This is a genomic window from Solirubrobacter ginsenosidimutans (genome assembly GCF_027587205.1).
On record NZ_JAPDOD010000004.1, the window covers coordinates 136,921 to 162,093 of the forward strand.

The 25,173-nt window shown below is 70.6% G+C and carries 20 protein-coding genes and 1 pseudogene; 13 read left to right on the forward strand and 8 right to left on the reverse strand.

Annotated features, from left to right (window positions below):
* Positions 1–3: 3 nt before the first annotated feature.
* A complete protein-coding gene (locus OM076_RS07210; RefSeq protein ID WP_270038819.1) occupies positions 4–1,665 on the reverse strand; it encodes an AbgT family transporter in 1,662 nt (553 codons plus the stop codon).
* Between the two features lie 6 nt (positions 1,666–1,671).
* On the reverse strand, positions 1,672–3,015 hold the full coding sequence (locus OM076_RS07215) for a M20/M25/M40 family metallo-hydrolase (RefSeq protein WP_270038820.1): 1,344 nt from the start codon (positions 3,013–3,015) through the stop codon (positions 1,672–1,674).
* Positions 3,016–3,091: 76 nt separating this feature from the next.
* On the opposite strand from OM076_RS07215, the pseudogene OM076_RS07220 reads away from it, so the two are divergent.
* The 5 genes and pseudogenes from OM076_RS07220 to OM076_RS07240 form a co-directional block, all read left to right on the forward strand.
* Positions 3,092–3,490 (forward strand): annotated as a pseudogene (locus OM076_RS07220) (potassium channel family protein); the annotation flags it as partial.
* Positions 3,491–3,543: 53 nt separating this feature from the next.
* Positions 3,544–5,073, forward strand: coding sequence for an arylsulfatase (locus OM076_RS07225; protein ID WP_372518002.1), 1,530 nt, complete (start codon positions 3,544–3,546; stop codon positions 5,071–5,073).
* Positions 5,070–5,897: an HAD family hydrolase gene (locus OM076_RS07230; protein ID WP_270038822.1), complete on the forward strand. Its 828-nt coding sequence runs from the start codon at positions 5,070–5,072 to the stop codon at positions 5,895–5,897. Before OM076_RS07225 ends, OM076_RS07230 begins: the two co-directional genes overlap by 4 nt.
* Entirely contained in the window at positions 5,894–6,757 is an 864-nt protein-coding gene (locus OM076_RS07235; RefSeq protein WP_270038823.1) for a formylglycine-generating enzyme family protein, read from the forward strand. The genes OM076_RS07230 and OM076_RS07235 overlap by 4 nt, the downstream gene beginning before the upstream one ends.
* 133 nt (positions 6,758–6,890) lie before the next feature.
* A complete protein-coding gene (locus tag OM076_RS07240; RefSeq protein ID WP_270039024.1) occupies positions 6,891–7,994 on the forward strand; it encodes an AI-2E family transporter in 1,104 nt (367 codons plus the stop codon).
* Here OM076_RS07240 and OM076_RS07245 read toward each other — a convergent pair.
* The 3 genes from OM076_RS07245 to OM076_RS07255 form a co-directional block, all read right to left on the reverse strand.
* Positions 7,974–10,112: a LuxR family transcriptional regulator gene (locus OM076_RS07245; protein WP_270038824.1), complete on the reverse strand. Its 2,139-nt coding sequence runs from the start codon at positions 10,110–10,112 to the stop codon at positions 7,974–7,976. The two genes, OM076_RS07240 and OM076_RS07245, sit on opposite strands and share 21 nt — an antisense overlap.
* 77 nt (positions 10,113–10,189) lie before the next feature.
* On the reverse strand, positions 10,190–10,846 hold the full coding sequence (locus OM076_RS07250) for a response regulator transcription factor (protein ID WP_270038825.1): 657 nt from the start codon (positions 10,844–10,846) through the stop codon (positions 10,190–10,192).
* Positions 10,843–11,109 (reverse strand): hypothetical protein, encoded by a 267-nt coding sequence (locus OM076_RS07255; RefSeq protein ID WP_270038826.1) that lies wholly within the window; start codon positions 11,107–11,109, stop codon positions 10,843–10,845. The genes OM076_RS07250 and OM076_RS07255 overlap by 4 nt, the downstream gene beginning before the upstream one ends.
* Before the next feature lie 141 nt (positions 11,110–11,250).
* Between OM076_RS07255 and OM076_RS07260 the strand changes: the two genes are divergently transcribed.
* Complete coding sequence (locus OM076_RS07260; RefSeq protein ID WP_270038827.1) at positions 11,251–12,726, forward strand: ATP-binding protein; 1,476 nt, start codon at positions 11,251–11,253, stop codon at positions 12,724–12,726.
* On the opposite strand, the gene OM076_RS07265 is transcribed toward OM076_RS07260, so the two are convergent.
* Positions 12,723–14,108 (reverse strand): HD-GYP domain-containing protein, encoded by a 1,386-nt coding sequence (locus OM076_RS07265; RefSeq protein ID WP_270038828.1) that lies wholly within the window; start codon positions 14,106–14,108, stop codon positions 12,723–12,725. The two genes, OM076_RS07260 and OM076_RS07265, sit on opposite strands and share 4 nt — an antisense overlap.
* A gap of 58 nt (positions 14,109–14,166) precedes the next feature.
* Between OM076_RS07265 and OM076_RS07270 the strand changes: the two genes are divergently transcribed.
* Positions 14,167–15,447 (forward strand): GNAT family N-acetyltransferase, encoded by a 1,281-nt coding sequence (locus tag OM076_RS07270; RefSeq protein ID WP_270038829.1) that lies wholly within the window; start codon positions 14,167–14,169, stop codon positions 15,445–15,447.
* A complete protein-coding gene (locus OM076_RS07275) occupies positions 15,447–17,699 on the forward strand; it encodes an Rv1355c family protein (protein ID WP_270038830.1) in 2,253 nt (750 codons plus the stop codon). The genes OM076_RS07270 and OM076_RS07275 overlap by 1 nt, the downstream gene beginning before the upstream one ends.
* Here the strand turns inward: OM076_RS07275 and OM076_RS07280 are convergent.
* Positions 17,608–18,072, reverse strand: a complete 465-nt coding sequence (locus OM076_RS07280) for an SAM-dependent methyltransferase (protein WP_270038831.1) — start codon at positions 18,070–18,072, stop codon at positions 17,608–17,610. The two genes, OM076_RS07275 and OM076_RS07280, sit on opposite strands and share 92 nt — an antisense overlap.
* Before the next feature lie 2 nt (positions 18,073–18,074).
* Entirely contained in the window at positions 18,075–18,635 is a 561-nt protein-coding gene (locus OM076_RS07285; RefSeq protein ID WP_270038832.1) for a winged helix-turn-helix transcriptional regulator, read from the reverse strand.
* Positions 18,636–18,866: 231 nt separating this feature from the next.
* On the opposite strand from OM076_RS07285, the gene OM076_RS07290 reads away from it, so the two are divergent.
* The 5 genes from OM076_RS07290 (at position 18,867) to OM076_RS07310 (ending at position 25,170) form a co-directional block, all read left to right on the forward strand.
* Positions 18,867–21,020: a beta-galactosidase gene (locus OM076_RS07290; RefSeq protein WP_270038833.1), complete on the forward strand. Its 2,154-nt coding sequence runs from the start codon at positions 18,867–18,869 to the stop codon at positions 21,018–21,020.
* A gap of 160 nt (positions 21,021–21,180) precedes the next feature.
* Positions 21,181–22,410, forward strand: coding sequence for an ABC transporter substrate-binding protein (locus OM076_RS07295; protein ID WP_270038834.1), 1,230 nt, complete (start codon positions 21,181–21,183; stop codon positions 22,408–22,410).
* A gap of 62 nt (positions 22,411–22,472) precedes the next feature.
* The gene (locus tag OM076_RS07300; RefSeq protein WP_270038835.1) at positions 22,473–23,408 is read left to right on the forward strand and encodes a carbohydrate ABC transporter permease; all 936 of its coding nucleotides are present in this window, start codon (positions 22,473–22,475) and stop codon (positions 23,406–23,408) included.
* Positions 23,405–24,334 carry a carbohydrate ABC transporter permease gene (locus OM076_RS07305; RefSeq protein WP_270038836.1) on the forward strand — a complete coding sequence of 310 codons (930 nt, stop codon included), beginning with the start codon at positions 23,405–23,407 and terminating at the stop codon, positions 24,332–24,334. Before OM076_RS07300 ends, OM076_RS07305 begins: the two co-directional genes overlap by 4 nt.
* A 56-nt stretch (positions 24,335–24,390) precedes the next feature.
* Positions 24,391–25,170, forward strand: a complete 780-nt coding sequence (locus OM076_RS07310) for a carbohydrate ABC transporter permease (RefSeq protein WP_270038837.1) — start codon at positions 24,391–24,393, stop codon at positions 25,168–25,170.
* Positions 25,171–25,173: the final 3 nt, after the last annotated feature.

The following is a 25,173-nucleotide window of genomic DNA, read 5'->3' on the forward strand; positions in this document are numbered from 1 at the left end:
CGACTAGAAATGCACTGGCGCGCCCGGACCCCACGGTATGCCGAGCAGGTACCAGGCCACGAAGAACAGGATCCAGCCGACCGACAGGATGACCACGTACGGCAGCATCAGCGAGACCACCGTGCCGATCCCCGCATCTCGCTGGTAGCGCTTGACGAAGATCACGATCAGCGGGAAGTAGGCCATCAAGGGCGTGACCACGTTCAGCGGCGAGTCGCCTACGCGGTACGCCGCGAGCACGGTCTGCGGCGTCACGTTCAGGCGGATCAACAGCGGGATGAAGATCGGCGCCAGGATCGCCCACTTGGCGATCGCCGCGGGCATGATCAGGTCGACGACCATGGTCACGAGGATGAAGCCGATCAGCAGCCAGACGGCGCCGATGTCGGCCCGCTCGAGCAGGTCCCCGAGCTGCACGGCCGCGACCTGCGCCATGTTCGAGAAGTTGAAGTAGGCGATGAACTGCGCGATCAGCAGGAACAGGAACAGCAGGCTCGCCAGGCCGGCCCAGGACTTGGTGATCGAGGCCAGCACGGCCGCGCTGCCCTTCATGGTTCCCGCCCCGTAGCCGTACGCCAGGCCCGCTGCGAAGAAGATCGCCGCGATGATCACGATCAGGCTGTCCATGAACGGCGAGTCGCCGATGACGCGGCCGGTCTCGGGGTCCTGCAGCGGCGCGCCGGGGATGGCCGTCAGCAGCGCGATGACGACCACCACGCCGAGCGTCGCCCACAGCGCGTAGCGCAGGCCGCGAGCCTCGGCCTCGGGTGCGAGCGCCGGGGCTTCGTCCTCGGGCTCGTCGCCCGCCTGCGACGCGTCGTAGGCGCCCATCCGGTTCTCGACGAACCGCGCCGTCACGAAGGTCAGCAGGACCGTGACGAACAGCGCCGAGGCGATCCCGAAGAACAGGTTCGCCGCGAGGTCGATGTTCGCATCCGGGTTGGCAAGCGCGGACGCGTCGTTGGTGATCTCGGTCAGCACGCCGTCCAGCGGCGTGATCAGGAAGTTGACCCCGAAGCCTGCCGCGACGCCCGCGAACGCGGCCGCGATGCCCGCGAGTGGATGCCGGCCGACGCTCAAGAACGCCGCCGCCCCCAGGGGTATCAGCACGATGTACCCCGCGTCGGAGGCGACGCTCGAGATCATCCCGAGCAGCACGATGATGAAGGTGAGCGTGCTCGGCGAGGACGCCGCGACGAGCTTGCGGATCAGCGCCCCGATCAGCCCGGCCGCCTCGGCCAGGCCGACGCCGATCATCACCACCAGGATGATCGCCACCGCGGCGAAGTTGCGGAAGTTGTCGACGAACGACGTGAACAGGAAGCGGATGCCGTCGACGGTCAGCAGCCCCTTGACCTCGGTCGTCTCCTTGCGCACCTTGTAGAGGTCCGCCGGCTCGTGCTCGTACGGGGCGACGTAGACCGGGTCGATCGAGCCGCCGTAGTAGGTCTCCTGCGCCGGGACCGGCGGCGGCGCCACGACCTCGTAGGTCGCCTTGACGTCGAGCCACGCCAGCGCCTGCGAGAGCAGGATCACGCCGAGGCAGAGCCAGACGAACAGCAGCGCGGGGTCCGGCATCTTGTTGCCGAGGCGCTCGATGCCGTCGAGCATGCGCTCGGTGAACGTGTGATCGGCGGCCTCCGGGGCCGGGATCGTGTCCGCCATCGTCGCTCAGCTCCAGCCGGCGGCGAGTTCGCCGAAGAACGTGGCCTCGGCGAGCGTCGCCTTGTCGAGCTCGTCGAGGAGGACGCGCTCGTCGGGAGCGTGGATGTTCGCGTACCCGTCGGTCGCCCCGACGAGCAGCACCTCGGCCTTGGGCACCGCGGACTGCAGCGCGCTCACGAGCGGGATCGATCCGCCGCCCGCGGCGAACACGGCCGTCGTGCCCCAGGCCGCCGAGAATGCCTTGCGCGCCGCCTCGTAGGCCGGGCCGGTCGTGTCCGCCGCGAAGCCGTTGCCGGTCTCCTGCGCGGTCACCTCGAGCGCGATCCCGAACGGCTTGACGGCTTCGAGATGGCGGACCAGCGCGGCCTGCGCCTCACCCGCGTCCTGCGCCGGATGCACGCGCAGGTTGATCTTCGCCTTCGCATGGGGGGAGACCGCGTTGAGCGCGTTGGCCACCGACGGCACGTCGATGCCCGTGACCGTGATCGCCGGCCCCGACCAGACCCGTGAGCCGAGCCCGCCGGTGCCCTGCAGCGGCAGCCCGGGCAGGACCTCCGCGAGCTCGCGGAACTCGTCGTCGCTGTAGGACTCTCCGGTCCACTCGTTGCGATCCAGGCCGGCCACGGCCACGTCGCCGTTGTCGTCGTGCAGCGACGCGAGCGCGCGCAGGAGGATCAGCAGCGCATCGGGCGCGGCGCCGCCGAACTGGCCGCTGTGCTTCGCCCCTTTCAGGGTCGTGACCTCGATCGTCGCCATCGCCATGCCGCGCAGCGCGACCGTCAGAGTCGGCACGCCCGGGCGGACGCTGCCCATGTCGGCGATCACCATCGCGTCGCACGCGAAGGTCTCAGGATGGGCCTGCGGGTAGGTGAGCAGCGCGCCGCCGCCGACCTCCTCCTGCCCTTCGATGATGACCTTGATGCCGACGGGCGGCTTGCCGTCCCACGCGCGCAGCGCACCCACATGGCCGATCACGTTGGCCTTGGAGTCCGACGTCCCGCGGCCGTAGAGCGCGCCGTCGCGCTCCGTCGGCACCCACGGTGGCGACGTCCACAGCGACTCGTCGCCGGCGGGGACGACGTCGTAGTGGCTGTAGAGCAGCACGGTCGGCGCGCCGGGCGGCGCGGGGATCTCGCCCGTGACCGCCGGCGCGGTGCCGGGCAGCTCGAGCGGGGCGACGTTCTGCAACCCGGCGTCGCGGAGCAGCTCCGCGGTCAGCTCGTAGGCCTCCCCGAGGGCGGCGTGGGTGGACTCGGGGTAGCCGGGCGCGGAGATCGACGGGATCGCCGCGAGGCGGGTCAGGTCCTGCGTCAGCGCCGACAGCGACGCCGGCGTCTGCGAGCGGGTCATGCCGGCATCGTCACGCTGTGCCGGGTGATGCGACTTCACCTCGTCTGGATGACGCGCGACCACCCGCGATTCGGAAACGCTGCGTGTTCTGATGAAGATCTCGCCTCCCACCGCCCGCCGCGCGGGTCAGCTGATCGCCATCGCGACCGTCCTCGTATCGATCGTCGGCGCCGTCCTGATGCGATTGCTCGACCCGCACGAGTTCCCGACCGTCTGGAGCGGGCTGTGGTGGGCGGTGCAGACGGTGACCACGGTCGGCTACGGCGATCACGTCCCGGCCAACACCAGCGGCAAGGTGCTCGCGGGGGTCGTCATGGTGTTCGGCATCGGCTTCCTCAGCGTCATCACCGCGTCGATCAGCGCCGCGTTCGTGGAGTCCGCGCGGCGTAAGCGCGGCGACGAAGACGAGCTCGCCGAGCGCCTGGACCGGATCGAGCGCGCGCTCGAGGAGCTCAAAGAGACACGGGCGAGCTGAACGCCCGCGTCACCCGGGGTGGGCGATGCGTACTCGCCCGCGCGGCCACGACGGTGCCGGTCATGCCACCCAACATCCTGGTCATTTGGGGCGACGACATCGGCATCACGAACCTGAGCTGTTACAGCGATGGGCTGATGGGCTACCGGACGCCCAACATCGACCGCATCGCCAATGAGGGCATGCGCTTCACGGACTCCTACGGCGAGCAGAGCTGCACCGCCGGGCGGTCCTCGTTCATCACCGGTCAGAGCGTGTTCCGCACCGGGCTGAGCAAGGTCGGCATGCCGGGCGCGGACGTCGGTCTGCAGCCGGAGGACGTGACGATCGCGACGCTGCTGAAGGAGCGCGGGTACGCCACCGGGCAGTTCGGCAAGAACCACCTCGGCGACCGCAACAAGTTCCTGCCGACGGTCCACGGCTTCGACGAGTTCTTCGGCAACCTCTACCACCTCAACGCCGAGGAAGAGCCCGAGCATCCCAACTGGCCGTCGCAGGAGGATTTCCCGCGCTTCAACGAGCGCTTCCGCCCGCGCGGCGTCGTCCACTCCTGGGCCACCGACACCGACGATCCGACCGAGGACGGCCGCTACGGCCCGATCGGGCGCCAGCGCATCGAGGATACGGGCCCGCTGACGGCCAAGCGGATGGAGACCATCGACGACGAGGTGCTCGAGCACGCGGTGGATTTCGTCGAGCGCCAGGCTGCCGCTGAAACGCCGTTCTTCGTCTGGTTCAACACCACCCACATGCACTTCCGGACGCACTGCAAACCCGAGAGCCTCGGGCAGGCGGGGCGCTGGCAGTCGCCCTACCACGACACGATGATCGACCACGACAAGGTCGTCGGCGCGATGCTCGACAAGCTCGACGAGCTCGGGCTGACCGAGGACACGATCGTCGTGTACTCGACCGACAACGGCCCGCACATGAACACGTGGCCCGACGGCGGCATGACCCCGTTCCGCAGCGAGAAGAACACCAACTGGGAAGGCGCCTTCCGGGTCCCCGAGATGATCCGCTGGCCCGGCAAGATCGCCGCCGGCGCGATCTCCAACGAGATCATCCAGCATCACGACTGGCTCCCGACGTTCCTCGCCGCCGCCGGCGATGCCGAGATCGTGGAAAAGCTCAAGGCCGGCCACAACGGCTACAAGGTCCACATCGACGGCTACAACCTGCTGCCCTATCTCACCGGCGAGGTCGACTCCTCGCCGCGCAAGGGCATGGTCTATTTCTCCGATGACGGCGACGTGCTCGCGCTGCGCTTCGACAACTGGAAAGTCGTCTTCATGGAGCAGCGCGTCCAGGGCACGATCCAGATCTGGGCCGAGCCGTTCGTCCCCTTGCGGGTGCCCAAGCTCTACAACCTGCGGATGGACCCGTTCGAGCGCGCCGACATCACCTCGAACACCTACTACGACTGGCTGCTCAACAGCGACTTCATCCTGCTCGCCGCCACCACGGTCGTCGCCGAGTTCCTGTCCACCTTCCAGGAGTTCCCGCCGCGCCAGAAGGCCGCCAGCTTCACGATCGACCAGGTCGTCGCCAAGCTCGAGTCGGTCATCACCTCAGGCCGATGACGCTCGAGTCCTGGAACGACGGGGAGGCCCGCTCGGCGATCATCGAGTTCGTCGAGCGCACGGTGCGCGACGTGCCCGAGAACGAACGTCTCGCGGTCTTCGACAACGACGGCACCCTGTGGGTCGAGCGTCCCGCCTACGTACAGGAGCTGTTCCTCAAGGAGCGGCTCGCGAAGCGCCCGGAGCTGATGGAGCACGGGCTCGTCCAGGCCGTGCTCGCGCTCGATGCGGACCGCACGCCCGAGGAGTTCACCGGCGACGTCGAGACGTGGTTCGCCGGCGCCAAGCACCCGCGTTTCGACGTGCCATTCGCGCAGCTGACCTACCAGCCGATGCTCGAGTTGCTCGAGTACGTGCGGGCCAACGGCTTCCACGTGTTCGTCGTCACCGGCGGCGGCGTGGAGTTCGTGCGCGCCGTCGGCGAGGCGCTCTACGGGGTCGCGCCCAACGACGTGATCGGCTCCGCGGTGCAGGTCAGCTTCGAGCGCCGCGACGGGCGCGCGGTGCTCGTCCGCCAGCCGGCGATCCTCGGTTCGCCCAACGAGGGCGCGCCCAAGGCGGTGAACATCCAGACCCACATCGGCCGCCGCCCGATCCTCGCCGTCGGCAACAGCGCCGGCGACCGTGAGATGCTCGAGTACGTGCACGCGGGTGATCGGCCGTCGCTGTGCGTGGTCATCGACCACGACGACGAGGAACGCGAGTACGCCTACGACAGCGTGGCGGTCACGAACCCCGACGCCGAGCCGATCCTCACCACCGCGGAGCACTTCGGCTGGACGGTGGTCAGCATGCAGCGCGATTGGAGCCGCGTCTTCGCATGAGCACGACCGCGATCGACGGCGCCGTCTGGATCCCCCCGGCGACGTTCCGGATGGGCTCGGACGCCCACCACGCCGAGGAGGCGCCGGCGCGCGAGGTCGCGGTCGAGGGGTTCTGGATCGATCCGTACGCGGTCACGAACGGCGCCTTCGCGGCGTTCGTGGACGCCACGCGCTACGTCACCGTCGCCGAGCGCCCGCTCGACCCGGCCGCATTCCCCGGCGCCCCGCCCGAGAACCTCAAAGCCGGGTCGATGGTCTTCCGCCGCAGCCGCGGACCCGTTGACCTGAAGCGGATGGATCAGTGGTGGGCGTGGACGCCGGGAGCGAGCTGGCGGCATCCGGACGGGCCCGGCTCGACGCTCGCGGGGCGCGAGCAGCACCCGGTCGTCCACGTCGCGTACGCGGACGCGCGCGCCTACGCCGAGTGGGCGGAGAAGGCACTCCCGACCGAGGCGGAATGGGAGCTCGCCGCGCGCGGCGGGCTCGACGGCGCGGCCTACACGTGGGGTGACGAGCCGGAGGCGGCCGGCGAGCGGCGCGCCAACTACTGGCACGGTGACTTCCCGTGGCGAGCGGAGCCGGGCTACGGGACGACGGCGCCGGTCGGCTCCTTCGCGCCCAACGGCTTCGGGCTCTATGACATGGCGGGCAACGTCTGGGAGTGGACGCGGACCTGGTTCGAGCCGCGGTTCGACCCGAACCAGCCCACCGTGCGGATCCCGCGCCGGGTCGTCAAGGGCGGTTCCTTCCTGTGCGCCGACTGCTACTGCGCCCGCTACCGCCCCGCCGCGCGGCGCCCGCAGATGATCGACACGGGGATGAGCCACATCGGGTTCCGATGCGTCCGACGGTCGCCCTAGCCGGCGTCGGGTCGCACACCTGGTGGCTCGTGTTCGCTGCTCGCCCGCCGCCGCTGGGTCACCCACTCCGGATGACGCGCCCCCACCCCCCGGCGCACCAAGCTCCAGCCCCATCATGGCGACCTTGCCCCCGATGACGGAGGACCCGCCCGGCGAGGATCCGCGCCGGGCCGAGGCCCAGCGCGTCGAGATCGTCTTCACCGCGCGCACGCTGCTCACGCTGCTGGGCGTCGCCGCGCTGGTGGCGCTCGGACTGCTCTCGCTCGGCACCGTGATCTCGATCGTGCTCGCGGCGGTGCTGGCGTTCGGCCTGGATCCGATCGTCGTGGGCCTGGTCGCCCGCGGTTGGAAACGCGGGGTGGCGTCCCTGTCGGTCTTCTTCGGGCTCTTCGCCGCGGTCTTCGCGCTCGTGCTGGTGACGGCCGGACCCGTGTGGCGGGAGATCGTGGAGTTCATCCAAGCGGTTCCCGGCTACTGGGAGGAGATCAGCAGCAAGCCGGGCTTCCAGGACATCCTCTCCACCGCGAACGCCGACAACCACATCGCCGACCTGCTCAAGCAGCTGGCCGAGGGCCTTCCGGACGCGGCCAGCGCGCTGCTCGGGATCGCCGGCGGCGTCTTCGGCTCGGTGCTGTCGCTCGTGACGCTCACGTTCCTCGCGCTCTTCCTGCTGATGGAACGACCGACGATCACCGACTGGCTGTTCGGGTTCACCCGGCCGGAGACCGACGGGCGCTGGCGGCCGGTGCTCGAGGACTCGATCAGCGCGATCTCCTCCTCACTGATCGGCAACCTCGCGATCTCGCTCGTGGCCGCGACGGTCGCCGGCGTGTCGGCCTGGCTGCTGGGGTTGCCGTTCCCGCTGGTGCTGGCGGTGATCACCGGCCTGCTGGACCTGATCCCGCAGATCGGCGCGACGGTCGCCGCGGTGATCCTCGTCGCCGTCGCGCTGACCGTCGGCACGACCGAGGCGATCATCATGCTGATCGTCCAGCTCGTCTATCAGCAGCTCGAAAACTACGTCGTCTACCCGATCGTCTATCGCAAGGCGGTCTCGCTCTCGGGGTTCACGACGATCGCCGCGGTGCTGATGTTCGGATCGCTGCTCGGCGTCGTCGGCGCGATCCTGGCCGTGCCGTTCGCCGCCGTGGTCAAGATCGTGCTGCGCGAGGCCACGCGGCCGCGGACGGAGCAGATGGCCGCGCTGCGCGGCGGGTCAGCCGACGGGGTGGACTGAGCCTGAGCGGCCGATCGAGCGCGGCAGGAGACCCTGGGCGCGCGCGTTGTCGACCGCGTCGCGGCGATCCGCCGCGTCGAGCTTGCGGTAGAGGCTGCGCAGGTGCGTCTTGACCGTGTTGCGCGAGATCGAGAGCTCGGAGGCGATCTCCTGGGCCGACAGCGGGCTCGGGAGGAGCCGCAGGACCGCCTGTTCGCGCTCGGTCAGCGGCTCGCATCGCTTCGGGGCCTGAGCGGCGTCGCTCAGCGTGAGCAGCTCGGCGGCGAGCGCCGCGTGGGACGTGCCATGCCGGACCTGCCGCTGCAGGAGGTCGGCGCCGCGTTCGCCGAGGGTCTTGAACACGGAACGGTGTCCCGTCGCTTCCGCCTGTGCGAGCGCGGCCCCGATCGCGGCGTCGGCGACCCGCGGATCGTCGTCGGAGAGCGCGTCGATCAGCAGCGCCTCGATCGCGGCGAACCCGGGCGCGGCGCGGGACGGGTCCTCCAGCAGCTCGATCAGGCCGGCGTCGAGCGCTGCCGTACGCGCCGCCGCCAGCAACGCCGCCGCCTCCGCCGGGTGCCCCGCGAACAGCGCACACGTGCCCGCCGCGGCGTCGAGCGCCGCGACCGAGCGACCGCAGGCGAGCCGCCGTGCCTCGGTGAGCAGCGGGCCCGCCGCGACCGGGCCCGAGCGCAGCGCCGCGTGCAGCGCGAGGTGGGCGGCGGCCTCGGCCGCGGCCCAGTGCACGTCGCCGGCCACCGCCAGCGCGAGCGCCTCGGCGAGCTCCTGCTCCGCGCGCTCGTCCGCTCCCGCCCAGAACGCGGTGATCGCCACGTCGAGCCGCACGACGGACTCCAGGGCAGGGGCCACCTCCGTCACCGCGGTCTCCGCCGCCGCGAGGTCGCCGGCCACGCGCGCCCGGCGCAGCCGGACGAGCGGCTCCAGCGCAGCCGGGCCCGCCGCCGCATCCAGGAACGGTTGTAGGCGCAGCGCGTCGGCGGAGAGCTCCACCCAGTGCGCGAGCATGAGGGCCCCGACGATCTCGGGCTCGTCGGCGGCGACCGCGTGGTCGAGCGCGTTCCACGGCTCGCCCGCGCCCGCGAACCACAACGCGGCGCGGCGATGCAGCGCGGGAAGCTCGCCCGCGAGCTCACGCCTCGCCATCGCATTGAGCAGCTCGGCGAACAGGCGATGCAGCCGGAACCACCGTCCCTGCGCATCCAGCGGGACGACGAAGCCGTTGGTCCGCGCCAGCTCTTCGAGGATCGTCTCCGAATTCGGGTCGCCGGAGATCGCGTGGGTGAGCTCGGCGCACATCCGCCCGGCCACGATCGAGGTACGCAGCAGGAAGGCGCGGCGCCGCGGCGTCTCGGTCTTCAAGGCCTCCGCGACGAGGTAGTCGGCGACGGCACGGTCGTCACCGGCGAACTCGGTCACGAACCGCGCCGGGTCGTCGCGGCGCTGCAGGGTGAGCGCCGCGAGCCGCAGCCCGGCGGCCCAGCCCTCGGTGCGACGGTGCAGCGCGACGACCTGCTCGGGATCGAGCGTCACCCCGTGCGCGGCGAAGAGCTCGACCGCCTCGTCCTCGGTGAACGCCAGCAGGTCGGAGCGGATCTCGGTGAGCGAGCCGTGGACGCGCAGCAGATGCAGCGGCAGCACCGGGTCGGACCGGCTCGAGAAGAGCAGCCGGACGGTCGGCGGAGCGTGCAGCACGAGGAAGCTCAGCCAGGCGAGCGAGGCACGCGAACGCAGCGCGTGCACGTCGTCCAGGAGCAGGACGGCTTGCTCGGGCAGGGTCGCGAGCGCGTTGACCAGCGCGACGCCGAACGCGGGCCCCGGCGCGTAGGTCAGCTCGGCGGTCGGCGTTCCCGGCTCGGGCGCCAGCGCGCGCTGCAGCGCCTCCCACAGCCGGGCGGGTTCGTTGTGCTCGCGCTCGACCGAGACCCACGCGACGCGCGTTCCGCCGACCGCGGAGGACACGAGAACGGTCTTGCCACTCCCCGCCGGCCCGCAGACCAGAGTGACCGGGCCTTGTAGGCCGCGCATGACCGCTTCGGTCAGCCGAGGCCTCGCGATCGTCGCCGGCGGCAGCGGCGGAACGGCAAGCTGGGCGAGTACCAGCGGTGGGGAAATCCCCATGGGTGCGAGGCTGACGACGCAGTGACCGGCGCGCAACGGTGTTGGCACGTGTCACTGGTGGTGCAAGCACCACTTGCTCAGCCGGAGAGGTGCAACAGCACCGCCTTGACCCTCCGGCTGACCAGATGCTCGTCGCGTAGCCCCAGCTTGCGGAAGATCGCGTTGACGTGCTTCTCGACGGCCCGCTGCGTCACCACGAGCCGCTCCGCGATCGCGGCGTTCGACATTCCCTCGGCCATCAGCGCGAGGACCTCGCGCTCGCGCCCGCTCAGCTCGCCGAGCGGCGAGTGGTTGCTGCGGGCGGCGGCGCCGATCAGGCTCCCGACCATCCCCGGGTCCATCAGCGTCCCGCCGGCGACCACGGCCTCGATCGCGGCCGGCAGCCCGCCCGCGTCGGCGACGCGGTCCTTGAGCAGGTAGCCGCGACGCTGCGCGCCGTCTTCGAGGAGCTCGAGCGCGATGCGCGGCTCGGCGAACTGGCTGAGGAGGATCACGGCGATCTCCGGGTGCGCCTCGCGCAGCTCGCGCGCCACGGCGAGCCCCTCGCCGTCCCCGGAGGGCGGCATCCGCAGGTCCGTGACGACGGCGTCCGGCGGCTCGCGCGCGATCACCTCGCGCAACTCGTCGCCGTCGGCGCAGACCGCGGCGAGCGTGAGGTGCTCGCTGCGCCCGATGATCTGCTGGAGCGCCTCGCGCACCAGATAGGAGTCGTCGGCGATCGCGACGGTGATCATGTCGTGGCGAGCGCTCCTGTAGCGGGGACGAAGCCGGTCACGCCGGCCTCGGGGTCGAAGCCGTGGCCGTCGTCGACGACGTCGAAGCGCAGCCCCGCCTCATCGCCCGCCGGCCGCACCGTCGCGGCGGTGCTTTCGACGCTGTCGGAGAAACGGACCGGAACATGCTTGTCGATCTTGACGGGAATCGCGCTGACCCGCGCGAGCGCCTCGAGCGCCAGCGAGCTGACCGGGGGCAAATGCGCGAGGGGCCGACCGCTCACCACGCAAGGATTCTCCCGTACCGGAGCCTGCCGTGCAATCGCCCCTCGGTCCTATCCGGACCCCGCGTCGCACCAGGCTGACGGCGCCTCATCCCCCGCGGACGAGGCGTCTTCGCCCGGCCGGCGGTGAGCATGCGCGGCATGGATGCCACCCTCGCAGGCCGGCTCGCCGAGTACCGCGTCATGCGGCGCGACCTCGAAGCGAGCGTGCTCCCGCTGGCGACGTCCGTCGACGGGCTCCGCTTCGGCTTCCAGGCGCCGTTGGAACCGCTCGCCCTACGGGTCGGCGGCTACGTCGTCCTCGAGTCGACCGGCGCGCCCCGGCTCGGGCAGGTGCTCTCGCTCGCGGTCGAGCATGCCGACGCCGGCGAGGTCGGCTTGCATGGCGCTTCGACGCACATGCTGATTCGCCTCGCCCGGGGCGAGGGCGTCGTGCTCGACGGGCCGCTGGAGCCGTTCCACGACGCGATCGTGCGCCCCGCCGCCCCCGAGGAGGTGCGCACGTGGCTGCACGCCACCGCGCCGCGCCGCGCGGTGCTCCCGGCGGGCCAATTGACCCGCGCGGACGGGTTGGTGCACGCGCTCGACGCGGGCGGCTTCGACCGCCACACGTTCCTGTGCGGCCAGTCGGGCTCGGGCAAGACCTACGCGCTCGGCGTGCTGCTCGAGCGACTGCTGCTGGCGACCAGCCTGCGGATCGTGGTGCTCGACCCCAACTCGGACTACGTGCGCTTGACCGAGGTGCGCGACGACGTCGCGCCCGAGCTCGCCGCCCGCTACCGCGAGGCGGCGGCGGGCGTGGTCGTGCATCGCGCCGCGGCGTCGGGCACCGGGCGGCTGCGCTTCCGGCTGGGCGAGCTGGACGAGCAGGCGCAGGCCGCCGCGCTGCGGCTGGACCCGATCCGCGATCGCGACGAGTACGCCGAGCTGACGGCGCTGCTCGCGGACCTGCGGCCCGAGACGCTGGCGGCGCTGCACACCGCGGACCGGCCCGCCGCCGCCGCACTCGCGCGGCGCGCGAGCAACCTCGGCGTCGACGCATGGAGCGTCTGGGCGCGCACGGACCCGGGCTCGACGCTCGACGCGCTCGAGGACCCCGCCGTGCGCTGCCTGGTCGTCGACCTCGGCTCGCTCGCCACCCGCGAAGAGCAGGCGCTCACCGCCGGCGCGGTGCTCGAACGGCTGTGGCGGCTGCGCGCGCGCCGCGAGCCGACCCTGATCGTCATCGACGAGGCGCACAACGTCTGTCCCGCCGTACCCGCCGACCCGCTCACCGCGCTCGCCACCGAGCACGCGATCCGGATCGCCGCCGAAGGGCGCAAGTTCGGCCTGTACCTGCTGACCGCCACGCAGCGCCCGCAGAAGGTGCACCCCAACGTGGTCTCGCAGTGCGACAACCTCGTGCTGATGCGGATGAACTCCTCCGCCGACCTCGCCTACGCGCGTGACGTCTTCTCGTTCATCCCGGCCGGCCTGCTGGACCTCGCGGCGGGGTTCACGCTCGGGCAGGCGCTGGTCGGCGGCAAGCTGTCGTCGCACCCCGCGCTGGTCAAGATGGGGCCGAGGATCGCGCAGGAGGGCGGCGCGGACGTCCCCTCCACCTGGGCGGGAACCTAGTCGTGATCGAGGGCCGCCTGGACGCGGCCCGCGTCGAAGCGCTCGTCGGCGTCGGGCTCGTCGGCCAGCAGCTGCTCGAGCAGCACGAACACCTCGCGGTCCAGGCGATGCGGGACGTCGGCGCGGATGATCGTCAGCGCTTCGTCGGAGCGCAGCGCGCGGCGGTACGGGCGCTCGGAGGTCAGCGCCTCGTAGACGTCGGCGATCGCCAGCAGGCGCATGTTGCGGGTCATGTCGGCGCCTGAGAGGCCGCGCGGGTAGCCGCCGCCGTCGAGGCGCTCGTGGTGCGCGGCCGCGACCTCGGCGATGTGCTCGTGACCGGGCAGCCGGCGCAGGATCTGCTCGGTAACCAGCGGGTGCCGCTGGACCTGCCGGAACTCCGCGTTGGTCAGCGCCGCGGGCTTGTCGAGGATGCGATTGGAGATCGCGAGCTTGCCGAGATCGTGCAGGAGGGCGGCGCGGCGCAGGTCGCGCAGCTCGGCCTCGTCGGCGCCGAACGCGGTCGCCAGGCCGAGCACGATCAGGCAGACGCGGTCCGAATGCCGGTACGTCCACGGCGACTTCGCGTCGACCACGCCCGCGAACGCGCCGGCGATCTGGTCCAGCCTCGTGTCATCGGCGGTCTGGACCTGGTCCGGCGGCTCCCAGTCGCCGATGTTGCGGTCCGCGAGCGTGCCCCAGAACGCGGTGTCACCCAGGGTCGCGCCCAGCGCGTCGACGAGCGCGGGATCGAACCAGCCGCCGCGTCGCTTGCGCGCCACGCGCCACGCCACGCCCACTCCGCCCGCGGCGTGGAAGATCTCGACCGTCTGGGCGAGGCAGAGGATCCGTGCCAGCAGCGGGATCTCCTCGCCACGCAGCCCGCGCGGCTGGCCGCCGCCGTCCCAGTGCTCGTCGAGCCCGCGGATCGCTTCGGCCGTCGCGCTCTCGAGGCCGAGCAGGCGGGCGATGTCAGCCCCGCGATCGCAGCGCGCCTGCATCAGCGCCTTGGTGACCTCGCCCTCGGACTTGATCGCGAGCAGGCGATCGAGCCGCGCCCGGGCCGAGCCGCCAGGCGCGACGGTGCGCAACGACCAGGCCAGCGCGGGCAGCTTCCCGGACCAGTCGACGCGCTTGGAGGAACGCTTGGCGACGTGGTCGTCGGCGCCGAACAGGGCGGCCATCTTCGCGGAGTTCGCCGAGCAGCCCGCGTCCTTGAGCAGGAGCGCGTAGAAGAGCTGCGAGCGCGTGTGCGGGTCGAGCCCGAGCTGGCTGGCCAGGCGCATGCCGATCTTGCACGCCCGCTGGGCGTGCCCAGGCGCTTCGCCCTCCGTGACGTCGAGCGCGTACGACATCGCGCCGATCACCGCCGAGAGTCGGATCTGCACGGCACCCGTACTCATAGGGAGGAAGTATCCCAGCCCGGTGTATCCGCGTTGCCGGAGATCCGCTCTGCTGGATATGCCCGAAGGACACGATTTCCGTTCGCTGCAGCGCCGCCGGGTCTATCTCGGCGAAGGCCTCTCCTTCGAGGTCCTGCGGCGGGACCGCCGGCTGGACGCCGAGGCCGTCGACCTGACGTCGGAGGGCCTGGGGCTCGCGATCACCCACGGCGACGCGCCCGCGGTGGGCGAGCGCGTCCGCGTCCGCCCGGTCGGCCGGGGCGCGACGGACACCGCGCTGCCGGCGCTGGTGCGCCATGTCGGCCGCGTGCGCGACCTGACTCGGATCGGCCTCGCGCTGATCGGAGACGGCTCGCCGGCTCGCGACACCCAGTTCGACTGCCCAGAGGGACAGCCCGCGTTCGCGACGGCGAGCTGCCCGTGGTTCTTCGGCGAGCACCTGCGCTTCAGGATCGTGCGCGCGGGCGCCGAGGGCGTGACGCTGCGCGCGGCGCGGCCTGCGCCGGCGTTGCTCGGCGGCATGGAGCTGGAGCTCGACCTCCAGTTCGCCTTCGCGGCCGCCGTGCGGGTGCGCGGGCGGGTGACGACGGTGCGGCGCCCCTACATCGGCGTAGCGTGGGACGCTCCGTCGCCCGCCCTGCACGAGGCGCTCGCGGACTACCTGCTCTCCGCCGACACGACGCTGACGCCGGCGCGGTTGCGGGCGGGCGGGGTGCGCGTCGGCAGCGTCGAGCGGGTCGTCTCCTACGGCTACGCGACCAGCGCCGGCGAGCACGAGGAGATCCTCGCCCTGCGCCTGCTCGCCCACAAGACCTCGGGGCATCTCGAAGCGGCGTCGATCGCCGACCTCCGCTCCCCCTTCGATGCTCACGCGCGCCACCTGACGTGTCGCTTCGGCGGGCGGATCGTGGGCTACGTGCGGGTGATCTTCGTCGACGGTGAACCCACCAGGAGCCAGTACGTCAGCTGGGGCGGGCACGAGGTGCCGCGCTGGCTCTGGGACGCCGGGTTCGTCGAGGCGGGTGCGGGGGCGATGCACCCCGACTTCCAGCGCGCCGGGCTGTTCGTGGCGCTGATGCAGCACGCCGTGCGGGTCGCCGTGCAGTCCGGGCATCGCTACGTGCTCGGCGCGTGTGATGACGAGCTGCTCGCGATGTACGCGGCGATGGGCTTCGAGCTGCTCGAGGAGCGGATGGTCGAGCCGCGCCCCGGCTGGCGCTTTCGCTCGCACCTGATCGTGCTCGACGCCGAGCGGCTGCTCGCCGCGCCGCCGGCGACGCCGACCTTGGCCGCGATGGCATCCGCCGCCGGCTTCGCGGGCATGCGGGCGGCGGCGTGATGGAGCGCGATGTCACGTCCTTCGCGCCGCTGTTCGTCGATCGTGGCGACTTCGCCGGGGACCCGACGGTGACCGTCGTCGACGAGCTCCCCGCGCAGCTCGAGCACCTCTGCCGTGGGCGTTCGCCGCGCGACGACGCGCCACCCTCGCCGGAGGCGATTGCTGAAGTGCTGGACGGCTGCGATCCGCCCGCGTGGGTCTTCTATCCGTGGAGCCGCCGGCTCGTCCACGTCCTGCCCGCGCCGCTGCACCGCGAGCTGCGGCTGGACCGCAACCGGTACGCGATCACCGAGGAGGAGCAGGAACGGCTCGGCGCGCTGGTTGTCAGTGTCGCGGGGCTGTCGGTCGGGCGAGCGGTCGTGACCACCCTGGTGCACGAGGGCATCGGCGGCGAGCTGCGGCTCGCCGACTTCGACGTGCTCGATCTGTCCAACCTCAATCGCGTGCCCGGTGGCGTCGCCGACGTCGGCGTGAGCAAGGTGGTGCTGGCCGCGCGGGAGGTGGCCGAGCTCGATCCGTACCTGCGCGTGGTGCCGTTCGAGCGAGGGGTGGACGAGGAGAACATCGAGGCCTTCGTGGGCGGCGCGAACGTGATCGTCGACGAGTGCGACGGGCTGGAGATCAAGGTCCGGCTGCGTGAGCGGGCCCGCGCGGCGCGCGTTCCGGTCGTGATGGCGACGAGCCACCGCGGGATGCTCGACGTCGAGCGCTTCGACCTCGAGCCCGCCCGGGCGCCGTTCCACGGCTTGCTCGGCGATGTCACCTCGGCCGAGCTGTCCGGCCTGACGACCAAGCAGAAGGTCCCGTACGTGCTCCGGATCCTCGGCGTCGAGACCCTGACCGACCGCGCGGCCGCGTCGCTGATCGAGGTCAAGGAGTCGGTCTCGACGTGGCCCCAACTCGCCTCGGACGTCGCCCTCGGCGGCGCGATGGTCACCAACGCGGTGCGCCGGATCGCGCTCGGCGGCCTGACCGCATCCGGCCGCTTCTTCGCCGACCTCGACCACCTGATCGCCGACGGGCGCCAGGCGCCGCTGCCGCCGCCGCCCGCACCTGACGCCCCGCCGCCGGTGGTGCGGGTCCCGGCCCGTCCGGCCGCGGACGGCCGCGACGCGATCCGCTTCGTGGTCGCGTGCGCGACCTCCGCGCCGTCCGGCGGCAACATCCAGCCCTGGCGCTTCGAGGCCGAGGACGACGTCCTGCGCGCCTACCTCGACCCGACCCGCTCATCGCTGCTGGACTTCCGCGGCCGGGCGTCGCTGCTCGCCCTCGGCGCGGCGCTGGAAGGCGCGACGATCGGCGCCCGCGCAATCGGCCTGGAACCGACCCGCGTCGCACCGGCAGACGCGGTCTGGGCCCTCGCGAACCTAAAGGGGACTGTCCCCTTTACCTTGGCGGACCCCTGCGGCGACGGCCTGCCGCTGCCCGCGAACCTAAAGGGGACTGTCCCCTTTAGGTGGGTGGAGCTGCTGTGGGCGCGGTGCTGCAACCGGCGAGTGGATGGCTCGCCGCCGGTTGCGGCCGAGGTGCTCGCCTCGCTTGCGCGGCGCGGCGCGCCGCTGCGCGCCGAGGTCGTGCCCGCCGGCGGGTTGCCCGCGCTCGGCACCGCGCTGGGTGCGCTGGACCGAGTGCGGTTTCTGTCGCCACGCCTGCGCGCCGACATGCTCGGCGAGCTGCGCTTCGGGGGCGAGCCCGCGGCGGATGGGATCGACGTGGCCTCGCTCGAGCTCGACGCCACCGACCGTGCCGCGATGGACGTGCTGCGCACCGGTGCGGGCATGGACTTCCTGGCCGCCAACGATCGCGGGTGGGGGTTGCGCAAGACCGCTCGGGACGCGTTCGCGGGGTCCGGGGGCGCGATCGTGCTGCGGGCGGCCGCGCTCGATGACGCCGCGCTGGTCGACGCCGGTCGCGGCCTGATGCGGCTGTGGCTCGAGGCCACCCGCCTCCGGCTCGCGATCCACCCGTGGGGCTCGCCGTTCCTCTTCCAGCGGCTCCACGAGGACCCGGCGTCGCTCGAACCGTTCGAACGCGACGCGCTCACTCGCGCGGCGGAGCCCTTCGCGCTGGACCCCGCGCACCCGATCCTGCTCGTCCTGCGTGTCTCCCACGGTGGCGCCCCGACGGCCCGCTCGCTCCGCCGCCCGCTCGAAGAGGTGCTCAGCTTCGCCAGTAGCCGGCCATCAGCTCGCTCGACCACGGCGGTTGACGCACGTCGCCGCGCGGGAGGAACTCGCGCATCACGGGCTTGAGGTCCACGACCGGGGTGCCGTCGATGGCATCGAGGCCGCGGACGGCGACCTCGAGCCCTTCGACGCCCTCGATCGCGCAGACCGAGACCCCGAGCCGGTTCGGGCGGACCTTGCCGCGCTGGGCGAAGATGCCGACCTCCGGCCACGCGGGGTTGTCGCGCGGGCGCCGCGCGCCCGACTGCACGGCGTCGGGCGAGACCTGGTGGAAGTGGTAGAGCACCTCGACGTGCGAGAACGCGTCGAGGCAGCGCAGGGCGTCGGCGTCGAAGCGTGTGGCATCGAGCCGGATCGTCGCGGTGACCGCGTCCCAGTCGTCATCGACGGGCTCCGCGCGGCCGCCGACGACGTATCCGATCGGCTCGACGCCCAGCAAGCTCAGCCGCCCGCGACGAGCCGCAGGCTCTTGCCGTCCTTCGCCACGATGCCGTCGGACTGGAGCTTGCGCACCACGCGGTACAGCGACGGGGCGTCGGTCTCCAGGGCCACGCTGAGATCCGGCACCGTGATGCCCGGGGTCTCGCGGATCAGTTGGAGCATGCGCTCGCGGCGCTCGGCGCCGGCCTTCTGCGTGCCACCGGGCTGGCGCCGGACCGCCGCGCCCTTGGCCGCCCGCCGCTTGGGCGCCGCCTTCGCCTTGGGCTTGGCCGCCGCGGCCTTCGGCTTGGCCTTGGGCTTCGCCTTGGCCGCGGGCTTGGGCTTGGGCTTGGCCGCCGCAGCCTTCGGCGCGGGCGCGGGCGCGGGCGCCGTCGCAGGCACTGCCGCGGCTTGTGGCGTCGCCACGATCGCGGCGGCTTCAGCCAGCGCACGTTCGCGATCGATGCCAAGCCGTTCGGCGATCTGCTGGAGCTCGTTGTACTCCTGCACGAGCGGCTCCAATTCCGCCAAGCGAGCAGCGATCCGCTCCTCTACCACCCGCAGGTCATCGAGCACAGTCACAGCCAGGATCCCCTCCTGTCGTCAGGTTCGCGACTGAAGTATTGCCTGAGACGCCACTTTCGCGCGCTGATGGTCCGCAGGCAACGCCGGACGCCCGTGGCAAACGATTTCGGCTCCCAGGAATGCGCGCTGGCGCGTAAAGGCTGCATTGAGCGGGCGTTACAGACGAGCAATTAGTACACGTCCGACCGAATCCTTGGTACAAACCGGTTCGCCGCAAGGAGGAAAGTGGTGGCAAACCCGGATCACGAGGGAGACGTGGGTCCGCAGGTCGCGCAACGAGAGCAACGCCTTTCAGGTCTGCCACAGCAGGTCCTCTACGGCGTTGCCTACTACGCGGAGTACCAGCCGTACGACCGCCTCGAGCGCGATCTCGACCTGATGGCCGCCGCCGAGCTGACGGTGATCCGGGTCGGCGAATCCGTCTGGTCCACGTGGGAGCCGGAGGACGGACGCTTCGAGCTGGAGTGGCTGCATCCGGTGCTCGACGGCGCGCACGCGCGCGGTATCAAGGTCATCCTCGGCACACCGACCTACGCGATGCCGCCCTGGTTGGTGCGCAAGTACCCGGAGGTCACGGCCGAGCGCAAGACCGGCGTGCGCATCCCCTACGGCCACCGCCAGGACGGCGACTACTCCAACGCCGCCTTCCGCCACTACGCCGACCGGATCACGCGCAAGGTCGCCGGCCGCTACGCGCCGCACCCGGCGGTCATCGGCTTCCAGGTCGACAACGAGCCGGGCATGGAGCTCTTCCACAACCGCGCCGCCTTCCAGGGCTTCGTCGACCGCCTGCGCCACACCTACGACGACGACCCGCAGCGTCTCAACCGCGAATGGGGGCTCGTCTACTGGTCGCACCGCATCGCCCGCTGGGACGAGCTGTGGCCGCCGGACGGCAACACGGTGCCGTCCTACGACCTCGCCTGGCGGCGCTACCAGTCGCAGCTGACGACTGACTTCATCGCCGCGCAGGCGGAGATCGTGCGCGAGCTCGCCCGCCCGGACCAGTTCGTGACGACCTGCATGGCGCTCAAGCGTCCCGCGTTCGACCCGCGCGAGCTCAACCGCAGCCTCGACATCGCGGCGGTGAACCCCTACTACCCGATGCAGGACGCGCTGACGATGCCGGAGCCGCCGCCCGACGCGCCCCAGCTCGAGTGGGAGACGCACAGCGGCGTCTGGGCGATCCACTACCAGGCCGATCTTGCGCGCGCCGCGCTCCGGCAGCCCTTCCTCGTGACCGAGACCAACGCGCTCTCGATCGGCGCGTCGCACGGCAACTTCCCCGCCTTCGACGGCCAGTGGCGCCAGGCGGCGTGGGCGCTGGTGGCCCGCGGCGCGCGGATGATCGAGTACTGGCACTGGCACTCGATCCACTACGGCCACGAGCAGTTCTGGCTCGGCGTGCTCAACCACGACGGCGAGCCCGGCCGCGCCTACGCCGAGGTGCAGCGGATCGCGGCCGAGTTCAAGCAGGCCGGAGCGGCCGTCGTCGGCCTCGAGCCGACCGCGGACGTCGCGCTGCTCTACAGCCGAGAGAGCAAGTGGGCGATGGAGTTCCACCCGCCTCTGGCGACCGCCGCCGGCGCCGCCGACCGCAGCTCCTACGAGCGCATCTTCAGCCGCTTCTACGAGGGCCTGTTCACGGCCGGCGTGCAGACCGAGATCCTGTTCGCCCAGGACTTCGACGGGACCGAGCATCCGGTCCTGATCGTGCCCGGGCTCTACGTCGCCGACGACGCGCTGCTGGACCGCCTCGCCGCCTACGCGCACGACGGGGGCCACCTGGTGCTGAGCTTCCGCGGCGGGTACGCCGACCACGAGGCGCGCCCGCGCACGACCAAGCAGCCCGGCCGCCTGTTCGAGGCGGTCGGCGCGACCTATGACGAATACACGAACCTGACCGCCCCGGTGCGGTGCAGCGGCGACTTCACTGGCGCCGCCACCGCCTGGGCCGACGCGCTGCAACCAACCACCGCCGAGACGCTCGCGTACTACGAGCATCCGCATCTCGGACGCTGGCCGGCGATCACCACCCACGAGCACGGGAAGGGCCGCGTGACGTACGTCGGCACCCTCCCGGACCGCGAGCTCGCGGTCGGGCTCGCGCGCTGGCTACGTCCGAATCCGGACGTCTTTGCGGACCGCCCAAAAACGGTTACGGTGACGAGCGGACGAGCCCCGGAGGGGGGACTTGTGCGGTTTGTCGCGAATTGGTCATGGGAGCAGGCGCGGCTGGCGTTGCCGGTCGCGATGACAGATGTGCTCAACGGGACAGATCTCGCTTTCGGCGAGGAACTGCATCTGGGAGCATGGGACGTCCGGGTGCTCTTGGAGAGGCCCCGGAAGAAGGACGACGAGGAGGGGAGACCTCTTGCGTAACACGGCACGGCACGACAGCGCCCGATGGCGCGCTCTGCTGGTCGCGTGTTGTCTTGGGATCGCGGCCATGGTGGCCGCCTGCGGAGGCAGCGACAGCTCCAGCTCAAGCGGGTCGGGCAGCGGCGGCAGTAGCAGCAGCAGCTCGACGGAGAAAGTCGACATGGCCGCCGAGCTCAAGAAGCCGGCAACGATCACGGTCTGGGCGTGGACGCCCGGTACCGACAAGGCGGTCGCCATGTTCGAGGCGGCCCATCCGAACATCAAGGTCAAGCTCCAGAACGTGGGCCAAGGACCGCCGCATTACCGCAAACTGCGCACCGTTCTGAAGTCGGGCAAGGGCCTGCCGGACGTCGTGCACATGGAGTTCCAGTACATCCCGAGCTTCACGCTCACCAAGAGCCTGCTCGACATGACGCCGTATCTGCCGGACAACTTCCTCTCCGGCTACCCCGAGTGGATCCAGAAGCAGATCAACGTCGACAACGGCATCTACGGCATCCCGTGGGACACCGGCCCGCTCGGGTTCATCTACCGCAAGGACCTGGTCGAGCAAGCCGGCATCAAGACGCCGATCAAGACCTGGGCGGACTTCGCGACCGCGGCCGAGCAGTACCACAAGAAGTTCCCGAAGTCGTATCTGACCAACCTCCCGGGCGGGCAGACCGGCCAGTGGATGGGCCTGTTCTGGCAGGCCGGGGCGCGCCCGTTCAACTCCGACCCCAACAACCTCAAGGTCGACCTCACCAGCGACAAGATCAAGCAGGTCACCGAGTACTGGGACAAGCTCTACGCCAGCGGCGCCATCTCACATGACGCCGACTTCGCCGATGCCTGGTACCAGGGCTTCTCGAAGGGCAAGTACGCGGGCTGGATCTCCGCCGCCTGGGGCCCGATCTTCCTCCAGGACTACACGAAGAGCTCCAAGGGCAAGTGGCAGGCCCAGCCGCTGCCGCAGTGGAACGAGGGCGAGAACATCTCGGGCAACTGGGGGGGCTCGACGCTCGCCGTCCTCAAGGACTCCCCGAACAAGGCCGCCGCGGTCGAGTTCGCGCGCTGGATCCTCACCAACCAGCAGCCGGTCGAGATGTTCAGCTACGAGCGCTTCCTCTTCCCGCCGCAGAACGAGATGCTCAAGAACGACACCTGGCTGACCAAGAAGTACCCGTTCTACGGGGGCCAGGAGGTCAACAAGGTCTACGCGAACGCGGCCAGCGTCGTCGACAAGACCTGGCAGTGGCCGCCGATCCTCGAATACGTCGCCACTCAGGGCGATGACATCAAGAGCAAATCCGTCGACCAGGGCAAGGGCGCGACCGCGGCGCTCCAGCCGTGGCAGGACGCCGTTGTCAACTACGCCAAGCAGCAGGGCCTGAAGGTCCAAGGCCAATAGCAGGAGCAAGCCCGCCCGCCGCTCGAGCGGCGGGCGGGCACTCCGCCGACCGACTCACGATCATGGCTCAAGCAACCGTCACGAGTTCAACCACACGGGTGCCCGGCGGCCGCCGCAAGAAGGCCCTCAAGCGCCACGGCTTCGCCGGTTTCCTGTTCACGGCGCCGTTCATGGTGCTGTTCCTCGCGCTTTTCATCGCGCCACTCATCTACGCGCTCTACCTCAGTCTTTATCGCGAGCAGCTCGTCGGCGGCAACGCGTTCGTCGGGCTCGACAACTACACCGAGGGCCTGAAGGACAAGGCGTTCACGGACGGCGTGAAGCGCGTGGCGCTGTTCATGATCGTCCAGGTGCCGATCATGCTGGTCCTGGCACTGGTCTTCGCCCTCATCATCGACTCGGGCAAGGTCGTCTTCGCCCGGCTGTATCGCGTCGGGTTCTTCGTGCCCTACGCCGTCCCGACGGTGATCGCCGCGCTGATGTGGGGCTTCCTGTATGGCCGTGACTTCGGCCCGATCGCCGACGTCGCCGACAAGCTCGGCGCCACACCACCGAACTTCCTCGGCGAGGACTTGATGTTGTGGTCGATCGCGAACGTCTCGACGTGGACGTTCACGGGCTACAACATGATCATCTTCTACGCCGCGCTGCGGGCGATCCCGGCCGAGCTCTACGAGGCCGCCGCGGTCGACGGGGCGGGCGCGTTCCGCACGGCGCTGTACATCAAGCTTCCGCTCCTGCGGCCGGCGATCCTGCTGTGCACGATCTTCTCGGTGATCGGCTCCTTCCAGCTGTTCGCCGAGCCGCGCGTGTTCTACGACATCGCCCCGCAGGTGATCGGCAAGTCCTACACGCCGAACCTCTACGTCTACAACCTCGCGTTCGCCGACCAGCGGCTCAACTACGCCGCCGCCCTGTCATTCCTGCTCGGCGCCGTGGTGTTCGTCGTGTCGTTCATCGTGATGCGAATCTCCGCTCGTCAGGAGGTGCGGTCGTGAGCGTTCCCACCGTCGCGCCGGATGTCGGCGCCCCCACCGCCGCCAAGACGCGTCGCCGCACCCGCGCGCAGCGCAAGCCGGGATCGACCGGCGGGATGGTCGTCCCGACCATCTTCATGCTCGCGTTCCTCGTCTACTTCCTGATGCCGCTGTTCTGGCTGGTGGTGGCGTCGACGAAGTCGCTGGACGACCTGTTCGACTCGTTCGGGCTGTGGTTCGCGAACTTCAACTTCATCGACAACGTCAAGGACACGTTCAATCAGGACAACGGCGTCTACCTGGACTGGCTGCGCAACACCGTCATGTACTCGGTGGTGAGCGCGGTCGGCGCGGCGCTGCTGGCCGCGGCCGCCGGCTACGGCTTCGCGAAGTTCGCCTTCCGTGGCAAGAACCTGATGTTCTGGTTCGTGCTCGGCTCGGTGATGGTGCCGACGACCGCGCTGGCGATCCCGACCTATCTGATGTTCTCGAAGCTCGGGTTCACCAACAACCCGCTGGCGGTGATCCTGCCGTCCCTGGTCTCGCCGTTCGGGATCTACCTGATGCGGATCTACGCCGAGGCGGCGGTGCCGTCGGACCTGATCGAGGCGGCGCGGATCGACGGCGCGGGCGAGTTCCTGATCTTCCGCAAGATCGCGTTCCGGCTCCTGACCCCCGGCTTCGTCACGGTGTTGTTGTTCACGTTCGTCGCCACGTGGAACAACTACTTCCTGCCGCTGGTGATGCTCTCGGAGCCGAAGTGGTACCCGCTCACCGTCGGCCTGCAGCAGTGGAACAGCCAGGCCACTGCCGGCGGCGGCGCGACGTCGGCGTTCAACATCGTGATCACCGGCTCGCTGCTGTCGATCGTGCCGCTGATCCTCGCGTTCATCTTCCTGCAGCGCTACTGGCAGAGCGGCCTCGGTAGCGGCGGCGTCAAGGGGTGAAAGCACGCAGAGCGCTCGGAGGCGGACGACGTCGCTCGTTCGCCTCCGAGCTCTTGATGCTGGCGTTCCTCGCCTACTTCGCGTTCCCGCTGTTCTGGCTGTTCGTCGCGGCGACGAAGGACCGCAGCGACCTCTTCAGCACGTTCGGGCTGTGGTTCGCGGATGACTTCCACCTCGTTCAGAATGTCCGCGACCTGTTCTCGATCCGCACGCTCGACGGCGGGACGTACGTCGTCTGGCTGCGCAACTCGTTCCTGTACTCGGTGTCGAGCGCGGTGATCGCGGGCCTGTGCGCGACCGCCGCCGGCTACGGGTTCTCGAAGTTCGCCTTCCGCGGCCGGCAGGTCATGTTCTGGGTCATCCTCGGCTCGGTGATGGTGCCCACGCAGGCGCTGGCCGTGCCCACCTGGCTGCTGTTCGCGCAGGTCGATCTGACCAACAGCCCGCTGTCGGTGATCCTGCCGTGCTCGGTCAGCCCGTTCGGCGTCTTCCTGATGCGCATCTACGCCGATCGCGCGATCGACTCGTCGCTGATCGAGGCGGCGCGCCTGGACGGCGCGAGCGAGTGGCGCATCTTCCGCTCGATCGTGTTCCGGTTGCTCGCGCCCGGGTTCGTGACCGTGATGCTGTTCGCGTTCGTTCAGACGTGGAACAACTATCTGCTGCCGCTGCTGATGCTCTCGGAATCCAAGTGGTATCCGCTGACGATCGGCCTGACGCAGATCGGCAACTCGGGCGCGATCGTCGGCTCGCTGATCGCGATCATCCCGATGATCCTGGCGTTCGTGCTGCTGCAGCGCTTCTGGCAGACCGGTCTGGCCGCCGGCGTCGACTGAGTG